The organism is Mycetocola sp. TRD_SC_2, from assembly GCF_055361225.1.
This window is the reverse complement of sequence record NZ_CM143954.1, coordinates 1263006-1281032: the sequence shown is the minus strand read 5'-3', so window position 1 is coordinate 1281032 and position 18027 is coordinate 1263006. Positions and strand designations below refer to the sequence as shown.

At 66.4% G+C, this 18027-nt stretch carries 16 protein-coding genes; 10 read left to right on the top strand and 6 right to left on the bottom strand.

The window, feature by feature from the left end:
* Nucleotides 1-59 precede the first annotated feature (59 nt).
* From ACWA1Q_RS06095 to ACWA1Q_RS06065, 7 genes are read left to right on the top strand one after another with little or no spacing between them, the layout of a single operon-like run.
* Nucleotides 60-1001: a carbohydrate ABC transporter permease gene (locus tag ACWA1Q_RS06095; RefSeq protein WP_463760357.1), complete on the top strand. Its 942-nt coding sequence runs from the start codon at nucleotides 60-62 to the stop codon at nucleotides 999-1001.
* Entirely contained in the window at nucleotides 991-1890 is a 900-nt protein-coding gene (locus tag ACWA1Q_RS06090; protein WP_463760355.1) for a carbohydrate ABC transporter permease, read from the top strand. The genes ACWA1Q_RS06095 and ACWA1Q_RS06090 overlap by 11 nt, the downstream gene beginning before the upstream one ends.
* A gap of 16 nt (nucleotides 1891-1906) precedes the next feature.
* Entirely contained in the window at nucleotides 1907-3256 is a 1350-nt protein-coding gene (locus ACWA1Q_RS06085; RefSeq protein WP_463760353.1) for a Gfo/Idh/MocA family protein, read from the top strand.
* 5 nt (nucleotides 3257-3261) lie between these two features.
* Nucleotides 3262-4194, top strand: a complete 933-nt coding sequence (locus ACWA1Q_RS06080; protein WP_463760350.1) for an NAD-dependent epimerase/dehydratase family protein — start codon at nucleotides 3262-3264, stop codon at nucleotides 4192-4194.
* The gene (locus ACWA1Q_RS06075; RefSeq protein WP_463760349.1) at nucleotides 4187-5101 is read left to right on the top strand and encodes a 5-dehydro-4-deoxyglucarate dehydratase; all 915 of its coding nucleotides are present in this window, start codon (nucleotides 4187-4189) and stop codon (nucleotides 5099-5101) included. The genes ACWA1Q_RS06080 and ACWA1Q_RS06075 overlap by 8 nt, the downstream gene beginning before the upstream one ends.
* A complete protein-coding gene (locus ACWA1Q_RS06070; RefSeq protein ID WP_463760346.1) occupies nucleotides 5098-6186 on the top strand; it encodes a mandelate racemase/muconate lactonizing enzyme family protein in 1089 nt (362 codons plus the stop codon). Before ACWA1Q_RS06075 ends, ACWA1Q_RS06070 begins: the two co-directional genes overlap by 4 nt.
* Before the next feature lie 38 nt (nucleotides 6187-6224).
* Nucleotides 6225-7661, top strand: a complete 1437-nt coding sequence (locus tag ACWA1Q_RS06065; RefSeq protein WP_463760785.1) for an aldehyde dehydrogenase (NADP(+)) — start codon at nucleotides 6225-6227, stop codon at nucleotides 7659-7661.
* Between the two features lie 26 nt (nucleotides 7662-7687).
* Here ACWA1Q_RS06065 and ACWA1Q_RS06060 read toward each other — a convergent pair whose 3' ends face one another.
* Together ACWA1Q_RS06060 and ACWA1Q_RS06055 are read right to left on the bottom strand one after the other, a co-directional pair.
* Nucleotides 7688-8569, bottom strand: coding sequence for a hypothetical protein (locus tag ACWA1Q_RS06060; protein WP_463760344.1), 882 nt, complete (start codon nucleotides 8567-8569; stop codon nucleotides 7688-7690).
* Complete coding sequence (locus tag ACWA1Q_RS06055) at nucleotides 8562-11192, bottom strand: ATP-binding protein (protein ID WP_463760342.1); 2631 nt, start codon at nucleotides 11190-11192, stop codon at nucleotides 8562-8564. The genes ACWA1Q_RS06060 and ACWA1Q_RS06055 overlap by 8 nt, the downstream gene beginning before the upstream one ends.
* A gap of 132 nt (nucleotides 11193-11324) precedes the next feature.
* On the opposite strand from ACWA1Q_RS06055, the gene ACWA1Q_RS06050 reads away from it, so the two are divergent.
* A complete protein-coding gene (locus ACWA1Q_RS06050; RefSeq protein ID WP_463760340.1) occupies nucleotides 11325-13031 on the top strand; it encodes an NAD(P)/FAD-dependent oxidoreductase in 1707 nt (568 codons plus the stop codon).
* Nucleotides 13032-13035: 4 nt separating this feature from the next.
* On the opposite strand, the gene ACWA1Q_RS06045 is transcribed toward ACWA1Q_RS06050, so the two are convergent.
* Together ACWA1Q_RS06045 and ACWA1Q_RS06040 are read right to left on the bottom strand one after the other, a co-directional pair.
* Nucleotides 13036-13824, bottom strand: a complete 789-nt coding sequence (locus tag ACWA1Q_RS06045) for a DUF72 domain-containing protein (RefSeq protein WP_463760339.1) — start codon at nucleotides 13822-13824, stop codon at nucleotides 13036-13038.
* Between the two features lie 58 nt (nucleotides 13825-13882).
* Nucleotides 13883-14320, bottom strand: a complete 438-nt coding sequence (locus ACWA1Q_RS06040) for an MSMEG_6728 family protein (protein WP_463760337.1) — start codon at nucleotides 14318-14320, stop codon at nucleotides 13883-13885.
* 96 nt (nucleotides 14321-14416) lie between these two features.
* On the opposite strand from ACWA1Q_RS06040, the gene ACWA1Q_RS06035 reads away from it, so the two are divergent.
* A complete protein-coding gene (locus tag ACWA1Q_RS06035) occupies nucleotides 14417-15469 on the top strand; it encodes an ATP-dependent DNA ligase (RefSeq protein ID WP_463760335.1) in 1053 nt (350 codons plus the stop codon).
* Here ACWA1Q_RS06035 and ligD read toward each other — a convergent pair.
* Together ligD and ACWA1Q_RS06025 are read right to left on the bottom strand one after the other, a co-directional pair.
* Nucleotides 15466-16518 (bottom strand): non-homologous end-joining DNA ligase, encoded by a 1053-nt coding sequence (gene ligD / locus ACWA1Q_RS06030; protein ID WP_463760333.1) that lies wholly within the window; start codon nucleotides 16516-16518, stop codon nucleotides 15466-15468. The two genes, ACWA1Q_RS06035 and ligD, sit on opposite strands and share 4 nt — an antisense overlap.
* Nucleotides 16519-16878: 360 nt before the next feature.
* Entirely contained in the window at nucleotides 16879-17418 is a 540-nt protein-coding gene (locus ACWA1Q_RS06025; RefSeq protein WP_463760332.1) for a GNAT family N-acetyltransferase, read from the bottom strand.
* Nucleotides 17419-17506: 88 nt separating this feature from the next.
* Between ACWA1Q_RS06025 and ACWA1Q_RS06020 the strand changes: the two genes are divergently transcribed.
* Nucleotides 17507-18016: an ASCH domain-containing protein gene (locus ACWA1Q_RS06020; protein ID WP_463760330.1), complete on the top strand. Its 510-nt coding sequence runs from the start codon at nucleotides 17507-17509 to the stop codon at nucleotides 18014-18016.
* The last annotated feature ends 11 nt before the right edge of the window (nucleotides 18017-18027 follow it).

Here is an 18027-nt window from a genome sequence, read left to right as displayed (position 1 = left end):
CGCTTTCTCAACGGCGACAGTGCCTCGGCGATCACGCGTAGCCATGACAGGGAGGTCATGTGAGCAGTCTCGGCGAACTTCGCACCATCGCACGTTCGCGACGCGGCACAAAAACACGGGTCAAGGAGAAGTACCCCGATAACCGGGCGGCACTTTTCTTCCTGCTCCCCTGGATCGTCGGCCTCCTCGGCCTGACCATCGGCCCGATGATCGCATCTCTCTACCTGTCCTTCACCGACTACAACCTGTTGCAGGCTCCGGTCTTCTCCGGTCTCGACAACTTCGTTGAGATGTTCGGCGACTCACGGTTCTGGAACTCCTTCGGCGTCACAGCGGTCTACGTCCTCGTCGGAGTCCCCCTCCAGCTCGCCCTCGCCCTCGGCCTCGCTCTCCTGCTCGACAAGGGCATGCGCGGCCTGCCGTTCTACCGGTCGATCTTCTACCTGCCGTCGCTCCTCGGCGGCTCCGTCGCGATCGCCATCCTGTGGCGCCAGGTCTTCGGCAAGGAAGGCCTCGTCAACGGCTTCCTCGCCTGGTTCGGGATTGAAGGACCAGGCTGGATCGGGCATCCCGACTTCGCCCTCGGCACGCTGATCGTCCTGAACGTCTGGACATTCGGTTCCCCGATGGTGATCTTCCTCGCCGGGCTCCGGCAGATACCGATGATGTACTACGAAGCGGCATCGATGGACGGTGCCGGCCGTATTCGTCAGTTCCTGTCGATCACCTTCCCTCTGCTCACGCCGGTGATCTTCTTCAACCTCGTGCTGCAGATCATCTTCGCGTTCCAGTCCTTCACGCAGGCGTACGTGGTGTCCGGCGGCACCGGGGGACCAAGCGACTCGACGATGTTCTTCACTCTCCTGCTGTACAAGGAGGCCTTCACCGAGCTCGACATGGGCTACGCCTCGGCGATGTCCTGGTTCCTGCTCGTCGTAATCGCCGCCTTCACCGCGTTCAACTTCTGGCTTTCGAAGTATTGGGTGTTCTATGACGACTAAGACCGAGTCCATCCTGCGCCCCGGCGCCATCGCGCAGCCTCGTCGGCCGGCCGGAAAGCGGTTCGGCGGGCTCCGAGCGTTCGGGAAACACGCGACGCTCTCTCTTGTGTCGCTGATCATGATCTATCCACTGATCTGGCTGGTGGTTTCCAGCCTGAAACCGAACGATCAGATCTTCCGCGACCTGAGCATTTTCACCACCGACCTCACGTTCGAGAACTACACGAACGGCTGGAACGACCTGCAGGCGCCCTTCAGCGTCTTTCTGATCAACTCGTCGATCATCGCGTTCGGCGCTATCCTCGGGAACCTGGTGTCGTGCTCGATGGCCGCATACGCTTTCGCCCGGTTGAAGTTCCGTGGCAGGACCCTGGCGTTCATGCTGATGCTCGGCTCGATCATGCTGCCCTTCCAGGTGCTGCTCGTTCCGCAGTTCCTGATCTACAAGGAGCTGGGCTGGCTGAACACTTTCCTGCCCCTGATCGCGCCGAAGTTCCTGGCGACCGAGGCGTTCTTCATCTTCCTGATGGTGCAGTTCATCCGCGGCCTTCCGAAGGAGCTGTTCGAGGCGGCGCGGGTGGATGGCGCCGGGCACATCCGCAGCTACTTCCAGATCACGCTTCCCCTGATCGTGCCGTCGCTGGCGACCACCGCGATCTTCACCTTCATCTGGACCTGGGGGGATTTCTTCGGGCCTCTCATCTACCTCCGTTTGCCGGAACTGTTCCCCGCGTCACTGGCCCTCAAGGGATTCCTCGACTCTCAATCCAGTTCTGACTACGGGTCGATGTTCGCCATGAGTGTGGTGTCCCTCATCCCCCTGTTCCTCATCTTCCTGTTCGGCCAGCGGTTCCTCATCAAGGGCGCCGCCACCTCCGGCATCAAGTGATCAAAGGATCTCCACAATGACTCGCCACCGCTATGCCCTCGTCGGCTCAGGCTCCCGCGCCCAGATGTATCTGGATGCGATCGCCTCGACACACGCCGACGTCGCTGAACTCGTCGCCTGGACCGACACGAACCCCGGCCGGCTGGACTGGTCGCTCGAGCGTCACCCCGAGCTCGGCTCACCCGCCCGATTCGAACCGGACGCACTCGCCGAGGCGGTGCGCTCGCACGCGATCGACCGGGTGATCATCACCTCGCCTGACTTCACCCACGCCGATCACATCGTCACCGCGCTCGAAGCCGGCGCCGATGTCGTCGTGGAGAAGCCGCTGACCACCTCCGAGGAGGGCGTGAGGCGAATCGCCGACGCGGTCGAACGGACCGGCCGGGATGTCATCATCACCTTCAACTACCGCTACTCCCCACGGAACAGCGAGCTGAAGCGTGTGATCGACGCGGGTGAAATCGGTGAGGTCACCGGTGTGCACTTCGAGTGGGTGCTCGACACCGCGCACGGGGCCGACTACTTCCGGCGGTGGCACCGTGACAAGTCGATGTCTGGTGGGCTTCTGATCCATAAATCCAGCCACCACTTCGACCTCGTGAACTGGTGGATTTCGGATGTTCCGACGCGCGTCTACGCGTCAGGCGGATTGCGCTTCTACGGTGCAGAAGCCGCGAAACGCCGCGGCCTCGGCGCGCGTCCCGAGCGCGGCACCACCGACTCCCCGTTGCGTGACGCTTTCAGCCTCGACCTGCGCACCGACCCCACCTGGAAAGGGCTCTACCTCGATCAGGAACAGCACGACGGGTATCTGCGCGATCGCGACGTGTTCGACGAGGGCATCACTATCGAGGACAACGTGTCGCTCGTCGTCGACTACAGCCGAGGCAGCTCGATGTCGTATTCGTTGAACGCCCACTCGCCGTGGGAGGGCTACACCGTTGCCATCAACGGCACCCGTGGGCGCGCCGAACTCACCGTGGTCGAACGGGGCACCGTCTTGATCGACGAGGAAGGACGCACCGTGGTCGACCCCAGCGCCCGTCCCGACCTCGTCGCCGATGACACCGCGCGCCCGGTGACGGAGCGACTGGTGGTTCAGCGTCACTTCGCGCCGGCCCGCGACGTACCGATCCCCGAGGCCACAGGTGGCCACGGCGGAGGAGACGCCGCGTTGCTGCGTGACGTATTCGTCGGCCGGCAGCACGACGAGCTCGGCCGCACCGCGGACTGGAGCGACGGTGTGCGCAGCATGGTCGTCGGCCTCGCCGGCAACCGTTCTCTCGCCGAGCAGGGTGCCGTGCGCATCGACCAGCTCGACCTCGGCACGGCCGGCGCCGCTCTCGCTGGCGTCGCACAGTGACGGCCGTGACTCGCGTCCTCGTCACCGGTGGCGCAGGACGACTGGGAAGAAGTGTGGTCATCGCCCTCGCGGATGCCGGATTCGACGTGGTCTCACTCGACCGGTCGACACTCGAGGGGTTGCCCGCCAGACAAGTGGAGATAGATCTTCTCGATCCACAGGCGACAGCCACCGCATTTCGGGATATCGCGCCGGCAGCGGTGATCCATCTCGCAGCCATCGCCGTTCCCGGCGCACTCCCGAGCCCGCAGATATTCGACATCAACACCCGCCTCGTGTGGAGCGTGCTCGACGCGACAGTCTCGTCCGGCGCGGGCGCTCTGCTCGTCGCGTCAAGTCCCACCGTGATCGGCTACGGATCCCCCTCCGGCTGGAGTCCGTCATATCTTCCGCTGGATGAAGCCCACCCGGTCGCTCCGTGGAATGGCTATGCCGCCTCCAAGGTCGCCATCGAAGAGATCGTCCGGATGGCGGTCCGGCGCGACGGCGCCTCCGTGCGGTTCGGGGTCTTCCGTCCCTGTTACGTGATCGCTCCCGAGGAGTGGTCCGGGGCCCCGACCCAGCAGGGCCACACCATCGCCGACCGCCTTGCCGATCCGGCTCTGTCCGCCGTCGCCCTGTTCAACTACGTCGATGCACGGGATGCCGCTGACTTCGTCCTGGCGTGGCTGGCACATGCCCAGGACATCCCCAACGGTGAGGTGTTCTTCGTCGGGGCTTCCGACTCCCTCGTCGAAGCACCCGTCTCTGCGGCGCTCTCGTCGCTCGTCCCCGGTACCGGAGATGCAGCTCGAGCGCTCGCCGACGACGCCGCCGTCTTCAGCTCGGCGCACGCCGAAGAACTGCTCGGGTGGCGAGCGACACGTTCCTGGCGCACCGAACTGCGCGGACACCAATCCCCCGCTTCCCCCCACCCCGAGGAGTCCTCCCTTGTCTGAGCTCACCATTCCCGACCGGGTCCTGTTCTTTCCTGTCACCGCCTTCGACGACCAGGACCGCGTCGACGCCGAGCTCGTCGAGCAGCACGTCGCCGAGCGGGTGGAACACGCCCCCGGCGCGGTATTCGCCGCCTGCGGGACCGGTGAATTCCACGCCCTGTCCACCGAGGAGTACGGCACCGTCGTCGAAGCAGCGATCCGCGGTACGGCCGGGCGCGTGCCGGTACTGCCCGGTGCCGGTGGTCAGCTCGGCCACGCAATCGCCTGTGCGCAGCAGGCGGAACGCCTCGGCGCCGACGGGCTCCTGGTGCTGCCGCCATATCTGGTGAACGGACCCCAGCGCGGACTGGTCGAGTACGTCAAACGAATCGCGGCAGCCACCGACCTGCCGTTGATCGTCTACCACCGCGCGACCGCCCAGTTCCAGCCGGAATCGGTGCGCGAGTTGCTCGACGTCCCTCAGGTCGTCGGTTTCAAGGACGGCGTCGGCGACCTTGCCCTCGCCCAGCGTTTCGTCCGCGAGGCAGCAGCGAGCGGCCGCGACGACGTGCTCTTCTTCAACGGTCTGCTCACGGCAGAAATGACACAGGCGGCTTATAGCGCCATCGGCGTGCCACTGTACTCATCCGCCGTGTTCGCCATGGCTCCGGGCATCGCCGTTGGCTTCTTCACCGCGCTTCGATCCGGAGACCTCGCCACTCAGCACCGTTTGCTCGACGGCTTCTACGCACCCCTCATCAAACTTCGCGACGAGACTCCCGGATTCGCCGTCTCTCTTGTCAAGGCTGGAGTCCGTCTCGGCGGACTGCCGGTCGGTCCCGTCCGCGCCCCTCTCGTCGACCCGGCCCCCGAGCAGATCGACCGTCTGGCCGAGCTCCTCGAGACCGGACGGGAACTCTTGGCGTGACGACACCGTTCGCCCCTGACACCGCGTCGTCGGTGATTCGATCGGTCGCCACCCGGCTGATCCGGATTCCGCTCCGCCGTCCCTGGGCGGCGGATGTCACTGACATCCGCGTCGTCGAGGTCACGATCACCACAGAAGACGGCGCGCACGGCCACGGCTTCTGCTGGACACCGACGATCGGCGGCACTGCCGTTCAGGCGCTGCTCGATGACGACCTCATTCCCTGGGTCATCGGCCGACAGGCGACCACGGAACTCTGGGACGGTGCCTGGGCACACCTGCACGAGGCCGGCGGTGGTGGTCTCACCACCGTCGCGCTGGCCGGAATCGACACGGCGCTGTGGGACCTCACGGCACGACGTGCCGGGACGTCGGTGACCGGGATGCTCGGACGGCGTCACGACCGCCTGCCCACCTACGGCAGCGGGGTGAACCTTCACTATTCGCTCGATGAACTCGTCGGTCAGGTGCGCCGGTGGGTTGATGCGGGTCATGAGGCAGTGAAGGTCAAGGTCGGCAAGCCCGATCTTGCCGAGGACCTCGACCGTCTGGCCGCGGTTCGGGACGTGCTCGGCACCGAACGGCGCCTGCTCGTCGACGCGAATCAGCGATGGGACCTCGACACCGCAACCCGCTCCGTGAACGCCTTTGCTGCATACGACATCGGCTGGATCGAAGAACCCCTGCGCGCCGACGACCTGGCCGGCCACGCCGAGCTTCGCCGTCGAATCGATGTGCCGATCGCCGTGGGCGAAAACCTCCACACGGTGTACCGCTTCCGGGACTTTCTCGACGCCGAGGCCGTCGACATCGTGCAGCCCAACGTCATCCGTGTCGGCGGAATCACTCCGTTTTTGCGGATCGCGGAACTCGCGCGCTCCCGCGGCGTCGAGCTTGCACCTCATCTGCTCCCTGAGCTGTCAGCACAGGTCGCGTTCACGTTGCCGGAGGCATCCTGGATCGAAGACGTCGAGGATGCCGGCTTCTCCGACCTCGGCGCTCTCACCGCTCCAACCGGCGTCGTCATCTCCGAGGGCTGGGCGGCCGGCGGCCCCGAGCGCGGCCTCGGCCTCCGTTTTCGCTGAGCACCCTCCATCCACGCACCAGGAAAGGCTTCGCCATGATCGACACCACTCCCGAAGATCTCGACCGCATCGTCCGAGCTGCTGCAGCCGCCGCCGAACCGGCGGGAGCAGCGGATGACACGACCCGCGCGTCCTGGTTACGCGCGATTGCCGATGGTATCGACGCACAGGCACAGTCCATCATCGCGGTCGCCGTACGCGAGACCGCCCTCGGAGCGCCCCGCCTCACCGGAGAGCTCGCTCGGACGAGCGCGCAACTGCGGCTGTTCGGCGCCGTGATCGAGGAGGGCTCGTACCTCGAAGCGACGATCGACCACACTGACTCCTCCGCCACTCCCCCGATTCCCGACCTGCGGCGCGTGCTCCGGCCGATCGGCCCTGTGGCCGTGTTCGCCGCCTCCAACTTCCCCTTCGCCTTCTCCGTCGCTGGCGGCGACACCGCCTCTGCCCTCGCCGTTGGCTGCCCGGTGATCGTCAAGGCCCACCCGGGGCATCCCGAAACGTCCGCGCTGACCGCTCGAATCGTGGAGGACGCGCTGCACTCAGCGGGTGCGCCGCGAGGGCTCTTCTCGCTGATCTCCGGCTTCGAGGCGGGGCTTGCCCTCGTGGACCACGCGCTGACACGCGCCGTTGCCTTCACCGGATCGGTCCGTGGCGGTCGCGCGTTGCTGGATCGCACCAACGCCAGGCCGGAACCAATCCCGTTCTACGGTGAACTCGGTTCGCTCAATCCCGTTGTGATCACCGCTGGCGCGGATACTGCTCGGGGAACTGCGCTCGCGGAGGGGCTTGCCGGCTCCTTCCAGCTCGGGGTGGGGCAATTCTGCACCAAGCCAGGAGTCGTCTTCCTGCCGGCCGAATCAACCCTGGAGGGCGCGCTCGGCGCTCACCTGGCCGGGCAGCCGCGGATGCTCACCGAATCGATCGCCGAAGGCTTCCGGTCAGGGGCGGAACGTGTCCGTGGGACTGCCGGCGTCGACGTCGTCGCTGAAGCCGACGGCGCCGCAGACGGCTCCTCGCCCCTCGTCGCCGCGGTCGACGTCGCGACCCTTCAGGAGCACGCCGAGTCGTTGCTGGACGAGGTATTCGGTCCGTTCACCCTGCTCGTGCGGTACCGCGATACGGACGAACTGCACGCGGCTCTCGACCTTCTCCCCGGAAGCCTCACCGCGACGCTGCACCATGAGGCGGGCGAGGAGGTAGCGCCTCTCGTCACGCGACTCGCGGAGAGGTCAGGGCGTCTGCTGTTCGAGGGCTGGCCGACCGGGGTCGCCGTCAGCTGGGCGCAGCAGCACGGTGGTCCCTGGCCCGCGACCAATACCCAATTCACGTCGGTCGGCGCCACGGCGGTCCGCCGGTTCCAGCGACCGATCGCCTACCAGGATGCTCCGGCCGAGATCCTGCCCGCAGCGCTCCGCGAAGAGAACCCGCTCGGCATCCCCCGCCGGGTGGACGGATGGATCGTCGTCAGCTGAGGTTCCCCCGGCACGGCTCGCCGAACTCAGGGAGCCGTGCCAGCGCGACCGCGGCGAGCGCGGCGTTCTCCATCGAGATAGAGCCAGGCGAAGAACACGAGGGATGCCGCGAGCACGACGACAACGGGAATGGTCACCACGTTCCGCCAGTCGAGTTGGTCCCTGCACAGCACGATCGCGATGTTGAGGAACACCAGGCAGACCAGCTCTGCCTGCACGATCCATTTGAACGCGCTCCACCGGCGGTCGAGAAGCATCCATATGTTCACTGCCCCAGGCAGGATGAGCACGGCGCCGAGTACCCTCGCTGTGAGCGGGGTCACCTCCCACGCCCACGATCCGATCGCGAGGGTCGGCGAAACGAACATGAGAAGCCCGACGACGGCGGATGCCGCCCCGACGATCGCGAGGAAGACGCGCGCGGGCCACGGCGTGACCGTATCGACGGCATCCGCTCTTCCGGCGTCCGCTCGCCAGTTGACGATGAGAACTGCCACGAGAAGCACAGGGGTGACGAAGTACAGGGTGGCCCAGGTGACGAACGAGACATGGCCGAAGTGGAACCGGTCCCAGTGGAGGATCGTCGCGATTGCGAGAAGGGTTGCGAAGATGAGCACGGCAGGAAAACCGTGTCTCACCCGGTGCCAGCGCCCCTGCCGGAGCACCTGCACGAAGAACCAGATCCCGCCGAGGTAGGCGCTCGCCAGCACCATGGCGGTGAGCGGCGGCTGGATCGTCCACGCGAACAGTCGGTCGGTGTCCCCGGCGAAGAGATACAGCAGCACACTGGCTGCGGCAAGAAACGGGAGGACCAGGATGGACACCGCCCTGGTGATCGGGCGGATGCCGTCATCCCCACGCTCGGACCGTGGCCGCCGGACGTCCGGTTCTGTCGGCTCCTCAGCCATCGCCCGGCGCTCCCTCCGGGACAGGAGTCTGCTCGAGCGCGTATGCCGCGGCGGCCCGCGCAGACAGCTTCCTCCCCGCCAGCCTGGCCTCCTCGAAGGACGACGCCGCGGGACTGGAGCGGATCTGCGCCACCCACTGGTCGTGGAAGGAGAACGAGGGAGCGTTGTAGATGCCTCCCTGCTCCCTCACCCGCTCCGACGCTCCGAGCAGCCGGCCGGCACGGTCGATGTCGCCGCCGGACGCAGCGGTCGCCACCATCCCCTCGAGCCCGTAGGCGATCCCTTCGTCATGGCCGAGGCGGAGCGAGAGTCCGAGGCTCTCGCGGAACGATCCCTGCGCCGCCGGCAGGTCCCCCTTCACCACCTGTGCCCAGCCGAGGTGATGGAGCGCGATGGTTTCACCGAGGTCGTCATCCAGCTCCCGCGCGAGCGCCAGGCTCTCGAAGAATCGCGCGAACGCAGCGTGAACGTCCTGCCGAAGCAGGTCCACCCGTCCCAGCGTGACCAGCGTCACCGCTTCTCCCCACGTGTCATCGGCTTCGCGGAAGATCTCGAGGCTCCGATTGAGCTGCTCATCCGCCCCTGCCGGATCGGGTTCGGCTGCCGCGAGCAGAGCGAGCGCGAGCGAGATCCGGGTGAGGGCTTCACCGGGAGGGTCGCCGCCGCTCCGGAACATCTCGGCGCTTTCGGTGAGCCCGGGAATGACCTGGCCGTCAGGATCCTGCCAGAAGGTGATCGCTCGCGTGTAGTACAGCGCGACCGCCGTGGCCAGATCGGACAAGGGCGCACCGGATGCCAGCACCGTCTCCATCCAGCGGCGCACCTCACCGAGGTGCCCACCGACCCACCAGAAGATGTAGAGCGCCCAGGAGAAACCGGTGGCACGCTCCCAGTCCTCGGTCTCGAGAAGGTAGCGTTCCACGGCGCGGAGATTGTCACAGTCGTCGGTGAGCCGCACCATCCACTCGTGCTGCTTGCGCGTTTCGAGCTCTGACTCCGCCTCGAGCGCCAGCGCGATGAAGAAACGGGCATGACGTTCCCGAAACTCGGCGAGCACCCCGAGCTCCTCCAGCCGTTCGAGGGCGTAGGCCTTCACGGTCGCGAGGAGCGAGAAAAAGGACCGGCCACCCGAATCCTGCTGCCGAACCAGGCTGCTGTCGACGAGAACACCGAGCACACCGAGCGTGTCCCGCTCCCGCTCTGGATCCCAGACCGTCTCGATCGCTTCGAGGGAGAACCCGCCCTCGAACACCCCGGTCGCGGCGAGAAGACTCTTCTCGTCGTCGTTGAGCATCTGGGTACTCCAGTCGATGGTCTTCCTGAGGGTCTGCTGGCGGGCGGGGAGATCCCTCGGCCCGCCACCCAGGAAGGACAGCAATCGATCGAGCCGCTCAAGCATCGACGCCGGCGACAGGACCCGTATTTTCGCTGCCGCGAGTTCCAGGGCGAGTGGCACACCGTCGAGCGCCCGGCAGATCCCGACGACCGCGTCGACGTTGGCGCTCGTCACCTCGAAGTCCGGTTTCACCGCGTGGGCGCGCTCGACGAACAGGGCGACCGCCGGGATGCCGACGAGGTCGGTCGGAGAGAGGTCGGACCCTGTCTCGGGCAACTCGAGAGGCCCGACGGGAAAGCTGCGTTCCACCGAAACACGCAGCAGACTCCTGCTCGTGACAAGAAGGGTGAGGCCGGGCACCACCGAGAGCAACTCCGACAGCGACGGGGCGGCGTCGACGATCTGCTCGAAGTTGTCGAGGATCAGCAGAATCCGCCTGAATCGTAGAGCCGTCGCCAGCTTGTCGAGCACGGGGGTATCACCGATGTCACGCACGCCGAGCGCCTGGGCGATGGTGGAGAGCACGAGCGCTGGCTCGCGCACCGCGGAGAAGTCGACGAATCGCACGCCTCCCCGGAACTCATCCGCGGCTCGCTCCGCTGCCGCGATCGCCAGGCGACTCTTTCCGATTCCCCCGGGTCCGGTGAGCGTGAGCAGCCGAACCGAGCCGCCGCGCAGCATCCGCTCGAGCGCCTCGAGCTCCTGTTCCCGCCCGACGAGGCCGGTCAGCGGGATTGGGAGCCGCACCTGGTCGTCGCTCTCATGAATGGCCGACTCAGCCTCTGGCGTGACGGGTACTTCCGGCACGCGGCTCCGGTCGAAGCGCTCAGCAAGCAGGACGGCGAGGTCCGCCTCGAGAAAGCCTCGCAGTTCCCGCGGGTCGGCGAAGTATTTGAACGACGCCGAATCGTCGGAGCGGATGCGATCGAGCAGCTCCGTGAGGCGCGGCTCGCGCCCCTCCGACTCACGAATGTAGATCAGTTTCGGCATCGTGCGGGGAGACAGCAGATACTCATCGGCGAGCCCTGACACCTCCTCGCCCGGGGCGACCCAGCCATACCGGTCCCCGTAAATCCCCACGAAGACATCGCTCTGTTCCAGATAGGAACGATAGAGGTCGCGGGGTGGGTGGGGGCGCGCACCGAGTTCGAACATCACCGGTGCCAGGTGCAGCCTCTCGATCGCGGCGCGCGCCGCTTTGCGCTCCGACGCCAGTTCCTTCAGTGTCGAGCTGACGAAGACGCGCAAGCGCTGATCGGGCGTGCGAATACCCCGCGAGGAATTCATAGTTGAAAGTCTGGAACGACCGGAGGGTTCACGTCCAGCCCTCCGGCGCGGCCGACCGCTGGTGCGATGCCGGATGCCCGGAGTACTCTGGCCGCAGAAATCCACGGTTGGATCGCAGGACGGAGCGCTCACATGGCGAGGGACGACGACCGGTCACATCCGATCATCCTCGTCTGTGCCGCCGACGCAGACGCGAGGGACCGTCTCGTCGAGGAGCTTCGCTCCCGTTACGCGGCCGACTACGAGGTGCTGTCGTCGTCGAGAGCGTCCGAATCCGCCGGTCTCCTCAGACGTTCAAGCGCGGCCGGACGGCAGGTCGCCCTCGTACTCTCCGACGACCTCACCGAGGACGCCGACGACGGCACCGTCTTCGACCTCGCCAGAGCGTTGTATCCGGACGTTCGCCGCGGCCTCGTGGTGCGCTGGGGTTCGTGGGCGGATCCGGTTGTCGCGCGGTCCATCTTCGACGCCATGACCCGCACCCGCATCGACTACTACGTCGTTCTACCCCGGCACACGCCGGACGAATACTTCCACCGCACGGTGACCGAGTTCCTGCTCGAGTGGGAACGTGCGGCGGGCGACCACTCCCCCGACGCGATTGTGTTCGGCCGGGACGCGTCCCCGCGCGTCCATGAGATCCGGCGTTTTCTGTCGCGCGCCGGCATCCGGCTCCGCTACGCCGCTCCCGGCTCACCGCTCGCGGCGTCAGCCGCAGCCGATGCCGGGAACGACATAGCGGATGCTCCTGCGGTGCTTCTCGCAGACGGCCGGCTTCTCGTCGAACCCACGAACGCAAACCTCGCGGATGCCGTCGGGCTCACGACCGCGCTCCCCGCCCAGACCGTCGACCTCGCGATCATCGGTGCCGGGCCTGGTGGGCTCGCTGCCGCCGTGTATGCCGCGTCCGAGGGTCTCGACACCCTCGTCCTCGAGCGGGAGTCGATTGGCGGGCAGGCCGGGTCGAGTTCCCTCATCCGCAACTACCTCGGATTCTCACGCGGGGTTTCGGGCGCCGAACTGTCGGAGAGGGCGTATCAGCAGGCGTGGGTGTTCGGAGCCCGGTTCGCCCACACCCGCGAGGTGGTGGGCATGCGGGTGGAGCCGGATGCCTTTGAACTCACCGTCGCTCCCGGCGACACGGTGCGGGCCAGGTCGGTCGTTCTCGCCAGCGGGGTCTCCTACCGCAGGCTCGCGATTCCCGCCCTCGACCCGTGGGTGGGATCGGCGGTGTTCTACGGAGCATCCGCTGTCGAGGCGAAGGCACAAACCGGGCGGATCGTGCACGTGGTCGGCGGCGGGAACTCTGCGGGGCAGGCGGCGTTGCACCTGGCCCGCTACGCGGCATCCGTCTCGCTCATCGTTCGCAGTCCCACCCTCGCTGCGAGCATGTCGGGGTATCTCATCGCCGAACTGGCCGCTGCCGGGGTGGCCGTGATCACCGAGACGAGGGTTGTCGGCGGAGGTGGAGACGGGAACCAGTTGGAGTTCCTTGTGCTGCGGCACCGCGTCACCGGGGAGGAGGCGACCGTGCCGAGTAACGCGCTCTTCATCACGATCGGCGCGGCTCCCCACACCGGGTGGTTGCCAGAGGAGGTGCTGCGCGACAACTGGGGGTTCGTCTGGACGGGGAGCGACGTCGTGCTCGAGGGCGGTCGCCGGGTGTGGTCGCACGAGAGGCCGCCGGGGGCGCTCGAGTCATCCGTGCCTGGGCTGTTCGCGATCGGTGATGTGCGGCGTGGGTCGGTGAAGCGCGTCGCGTCTGCCGTGGGTGAAGGCTCGGTTGTCATCTCATCGGTGCACACTTTTCTCGCCGAGCGGTCGGCCGCCCGCGGTTGAATGGTCAGCGGTGCTCGGCGAGGAGTTCGCCGAGGCGCATCGCGTCGTACGGCGCCCGCACCTTGACGTCGTTGTCGCAGTAGACGTACACGTCCCGTGGTCTGCCGTCCGGCGTCGTCGCACCGGTGAGCCAGCCTTCGATCCGGTTCGCCCACTGCTGCAGGAGTTCCTCCGGGTAGCCGCTGACGTACAGTTCCTGTGCGCCATGAAGCCGCACGTAGACGAAATCACTGGTCACGGTGAACAGTTGCGGAAAGTGACCCGCGCTGTCCGCGACGACGATTCCGGCATCCTGCTCCGCCATCAGGTTGGCGAATTCGTCACTTTCGAAGCTCGGATGCCGGACCTCGACGGCGTGACGCAGCGGCCGGTTTTCGTCGGTCTGTAACCAGGAGCGCCCATCGAGCCGCTCATCGTGACCACGGGCGATCTCCACGGCAGCGGCGGTCGTCCGCGGAAGCGCTTCGAGAAAGGAGCGAACCAACCCGGCATCGAATGCGAGGTTCGGCGGCAACTGCCAGAGGATCGGTCCGAGTTTGGGGCCGAGAGCGAGGAGACCGGACGCGAAGAAGTTGGGCAATGCCGTTTCGATGTTGCGGAGGCGGAGGATATGGCTGAGATACCGCCCACCCTTCACCGCGAAGACGAAGTCGTCAGGAACCTCGGCGGCCCAGCGCTGGTAGCTCGCCGGGGTCTGAAGCGAGTAGAACGACCCGTTGATCTCGACGGAGTTGAGCCGCTCGGCCACGAAAGCGAGCTCGTTCCTCTGCACAAGTCCTCTGGGGTAGAACACACCGCGCCAGGGTTTGTACCTCCAGCCGGAGATACCCACGAATGCCCTCGCCACGGGGTTACCGCGTCTCCCCCGGCCAGACGTACGGCAGGTCTGCGGGAACACCCGGGAACAACACTCCGTAATAGACGGGATCCTTGCGGATCAGGTTGGAGCGGTGGCTGAGGTGAAGCGCCTCGTCGCCGAGCCACGGCGGCAACTCGAGGTCGTCCTGGGTGAGCGCGTCGACGTCGGGGGCGAACTCGAGGATCTGCGGACGAACGGTATCGGCGTGGCCGCGCTCGATCCAGACATCCGTCATATCGAGGCCATACCTGGTCAGCGCCGGCAGATATCCCCGCCACATCTTTGCCGCCGGATGGTGGCGCCAGCCATAGGTCGGGATCGTGACCGCTCGCAGGAGCTGGAGAGCCTCCACCCGCTGCTTGCCCAGCCTCGCGCGGTCAAGCACGCGAGCGCTCTCGGAAAACGACGGGTACGGAAGGAAGGTCTGCACAGTGACTCGACGCTAACACCGCCACCACACGCCCCAACATGGGGTTGACGACACCCGCCCCTGTCGCCGCGGCCGTGACTGCGGCAGGATCGAGCCATGGACACTCCGGCACTTGAACTCCCTTCCCCGATGCTCGCAAAAGCCGTCTCGGCCGTTCCCGACCCGGATTCCGTCGACGGCGGACTCAGCTATGAGCCCAAGTGGGACGGGTTTCGGGCCATCATTTCGTTCGACGGCGAGAACGCCGAAATCGGCAGCAGGGGCGCCAAGATGCTCACCAGGTACTTCCCCGAACTGACGGATGCCCTCGGCCGGCTCCTGACCCGGCCGTGCGTTCTTGACGGAGAGATCGTCGTCCCGACCGGAGAACCGGGCAGCCAGCGACTCGACTGGGAAGCCCTCACCGCGAGAATCCACCCCGCCGCAAGCCGCGTGACATTGCTCGCGACAGAGACACCCGCGATGTTCGTCGCGTTCGACCTGCTCGGCCTCGACGGGGAGAGCCTCCTCGATCTGCCTTTCGGCGAACGGCGGGCACGGCTCGAGGCCTTCCTCGGCACACCCGAGCACCCGCTGCACCTCACCCGCACAACGACCGACGTCGACCTGGCACGGAAGTGGCTCATCGAGTTCGAGGGCGCCGGTTTCGACGGCGTCGTCGCCAAGCCCCTCGCTGGCGTATACGCACCGGGCAAACGGCAGATGCTCAAGATCAAGCACCACCGGACCGCCGATGTCGTGATCGTGGGCTATCGCGTGCACAAGAGCGGCAACGGTGTCGGTTCCCTGTTGCTCGGTCTCTATGACGACGGCGGGGTGCTTCGAAACGTGGGTGGAGCATCCGCCTTCAGCAATGCCCGCCGGCTGGAGCTCGTCGACGAACTCGAACCGCTCGTCGTGCGTGACGACGACGGTAACGTGGCGAGCGCCGAGACGGACAGGAGCCGTTTCAGTTCAAGCAAGGATGTCTCATTCGTCCCGCTCGAGCCGACCCGCGTTGCGGAAGTCCAGTACGACCAGATGGAGGGCATGCGGTTTCGTCACACCGTGCAGTTCGCCAGGTGGCGTCCCGATCGCGACGCGAGGTCCTGTCGGTTCGACCAGCTCGAGGTACCCGTCGCTTACGACCTCAACGACGTGCTCGACTAGTCGGTCTTCTTCTTCTCCTCGCCGTCCCAGTTCGCCGCGTTTTTGCGGCTCGGCTGCACCCGAGGCGGCTCCCCGGGCATCTTCGGGAAGTCGGGCGGGAAGGGCAGCTCGCCGAGCCCGTTCGCCACATCGCGATGCCACCACTCGAGCAGCACATCGACGGTGCCGGGTTTCTCGTGCAGGTTCTCCCACGGATCCCCCACGGTGGCCAGCCGCTCGGGGATGGTGAGGATCGTGAACTCCCTCGGGTCAGCACCGTCGAGCTCGTCCCAGCCCAGCGGGCAGGAAACGGGCGCATGGGAGAGAGCCCGCGGGCTGTACGCTCCTGCCATCGTCCGGTCGCGGTTGGCCTGGTTATAGTCGACGAACATCTTCTCTCCGCGTTCTTCCTTCCACCACGCGGTCGTGACCTTCTCCGGCATCCGCCGTTCCAGTTCCCTGGCGGCGGCGATGACGGCGTGGCGCACGTCGAGGAACTCCCGCACCGGTTCGATCGGGGCAAAGACGTGGATGCCGCGGTTTCCGCTGGTCTTCACGAAAGCAGTCAGCCCCGCCTCTTCCAGCACCGAGCGGAGTTCGAATGCCGCGGGAACAGCGTCGGCGAAGCCTGTTCCCGGCTGGGGGTCGAGATCGATCCGGAGTTGGTCGGGGTTGTCGGAGTCACCTGCCCGCGAGGGCCAGGGGTGGAAGACGACGGTATTCATCTGCACCGCCCACACCGCTGCCGCCGGTTCGTCGAGCACGAGTTGCGGATGTGACCGGCCGCTCGGGTACACAACAGGAACGGAGCGGACGTAGTCCGGCGCACCCTTCGGCGGGTTCTTGGAGAAGAATTGCTCACCGTCGATTCCTCCGGGGAACCGCTGCAGAGACACGGGCCTGTCGCCGTTCGCCCGAATGAACGCCTCACCGACCTCGATCATGTAGCGCGCGAGGTCGAGCTTGGTGAGGCCGGGTTCGGGCCAGAGCACCCGCGTCGGACTCGAGATGCGAACATCCCGCTCACCGTTGGGTCCGGGCACCTGAAGGACTTCCGCGTCTGTGGCCATGGCTCCCAACCTAGCCACATCATCACGCCCCGTCACGGGTCTTGCCAGTGACGGCATGCGTTCTGATCCCCGCCCGGCAACGACGACGGAGAAGGAGCCGTTGCGCTGAGCCTTCAACAGTTCGCAGGCGGCCGGCACGAGAAGTGCCGCAGGAGAAGTACCGCGAGGGCAGCACCGAACAACGTTGTTCGTGGGGTTTTCATGAGGATCTTTCCGGTAGAAGGTTCTTGAGCGACCGGATCATCCACGAAGTGCGCAGAGGCCATCCCGGCGGTCGTTGTCCCGCCACGATCGGCTACGGAGGCACAGAGCTGCAGCGCGGAGTTAACGCGCCCATAGAGCTCCTGTCCTGAGAGCACGTCAACCCGGGTGGCGACGATCTCTGCGTCGCTCGGCGAGGTCGAGAACCCACGCGTGAACGCGGATGGGGTTGCCCGGCGGATACTCCGCATCCTCGACACCACTCAGCTCGAATCCCCGGGTTCGGCACAGCGCGTTGGATGCCATGTTGTCAGTGCGCGGGAACGCCACGAGCAGGTCGCGGTTCCCGTGGTCGACGGCATGCTCGACGCACGCGGTGAGCGCTGCCGATGCGTATCCGCGGCCCTGATACCCAGTGGCAATGCTCCACCCGCACTCATAGATCGGGGTGTCTCGCCACACCGTTTGCCAGTACCCGACCGAGCCGACGGCATCCGCTTTCGCATCGACGTGCACGGTGAACATGGCTGCTTCGCCGCTTTCGCAGAGGCGCAGGTACTTAGCGTGCCTGGCGGCGAGCTTCTCGGCGCTCTCGGGACCGCCGAGGTAGACCATCATGGCGGGCGTATTGCTGCGCTCGAGGACAGGGAGGTCGCCAACTCCCCAGGGCTCGAGCCTGACCGTCGCCGGAACGCCCATGGTGTTGTCCTCCTCCGCATTCTGCCCCGCTCCCATTCGAGCATCGACCGCCGAGAAGGACCACCCTCTTCTCTGGAACACTAGGAGCGTGACCGACAACGAACGCCCCGCTTCCGCACCCGACGTAGCCCGAGCGGCAGCGTTCTGGGCCGAGTACGCCGCCGCCAACCCGGAAGCTGTGCGAGCGGCCCCGGAATACACGGTCGAACATTTCGGGGACTCTGCCCGTCTCGCCGATGAATTACTCCGCGAGGTCACGCACGGAGCCAAGCGCGCGACAGCTGAGCTAGCCGAACAGTTCGCTCTCGACGGGGATCCGCTCCCTCGCATCGGCTCGCACTGGATCGCCTGCGACAGCACCGGAGCGCCGCGGGTCATTCTTCGCAGCGTCGAGCTCCGGCTCGGAACCTTCGACACGGTGGACGACGCCTTCGCGTGGGATGAGGGTGAAGACGACCGCACGCTCGCCAGCTGGAAGCGTGAGCACGCCAGGTATTGGAGGCGTACCTGTGCGGCGCGCGGCGCGGTGTGGAGCGAGGAAGACGAGATCATGTTTGAGCGCTTCCGGGTGGTCTGGCCACCCGATCTCGCGGACTGAGTCCCGCGTCG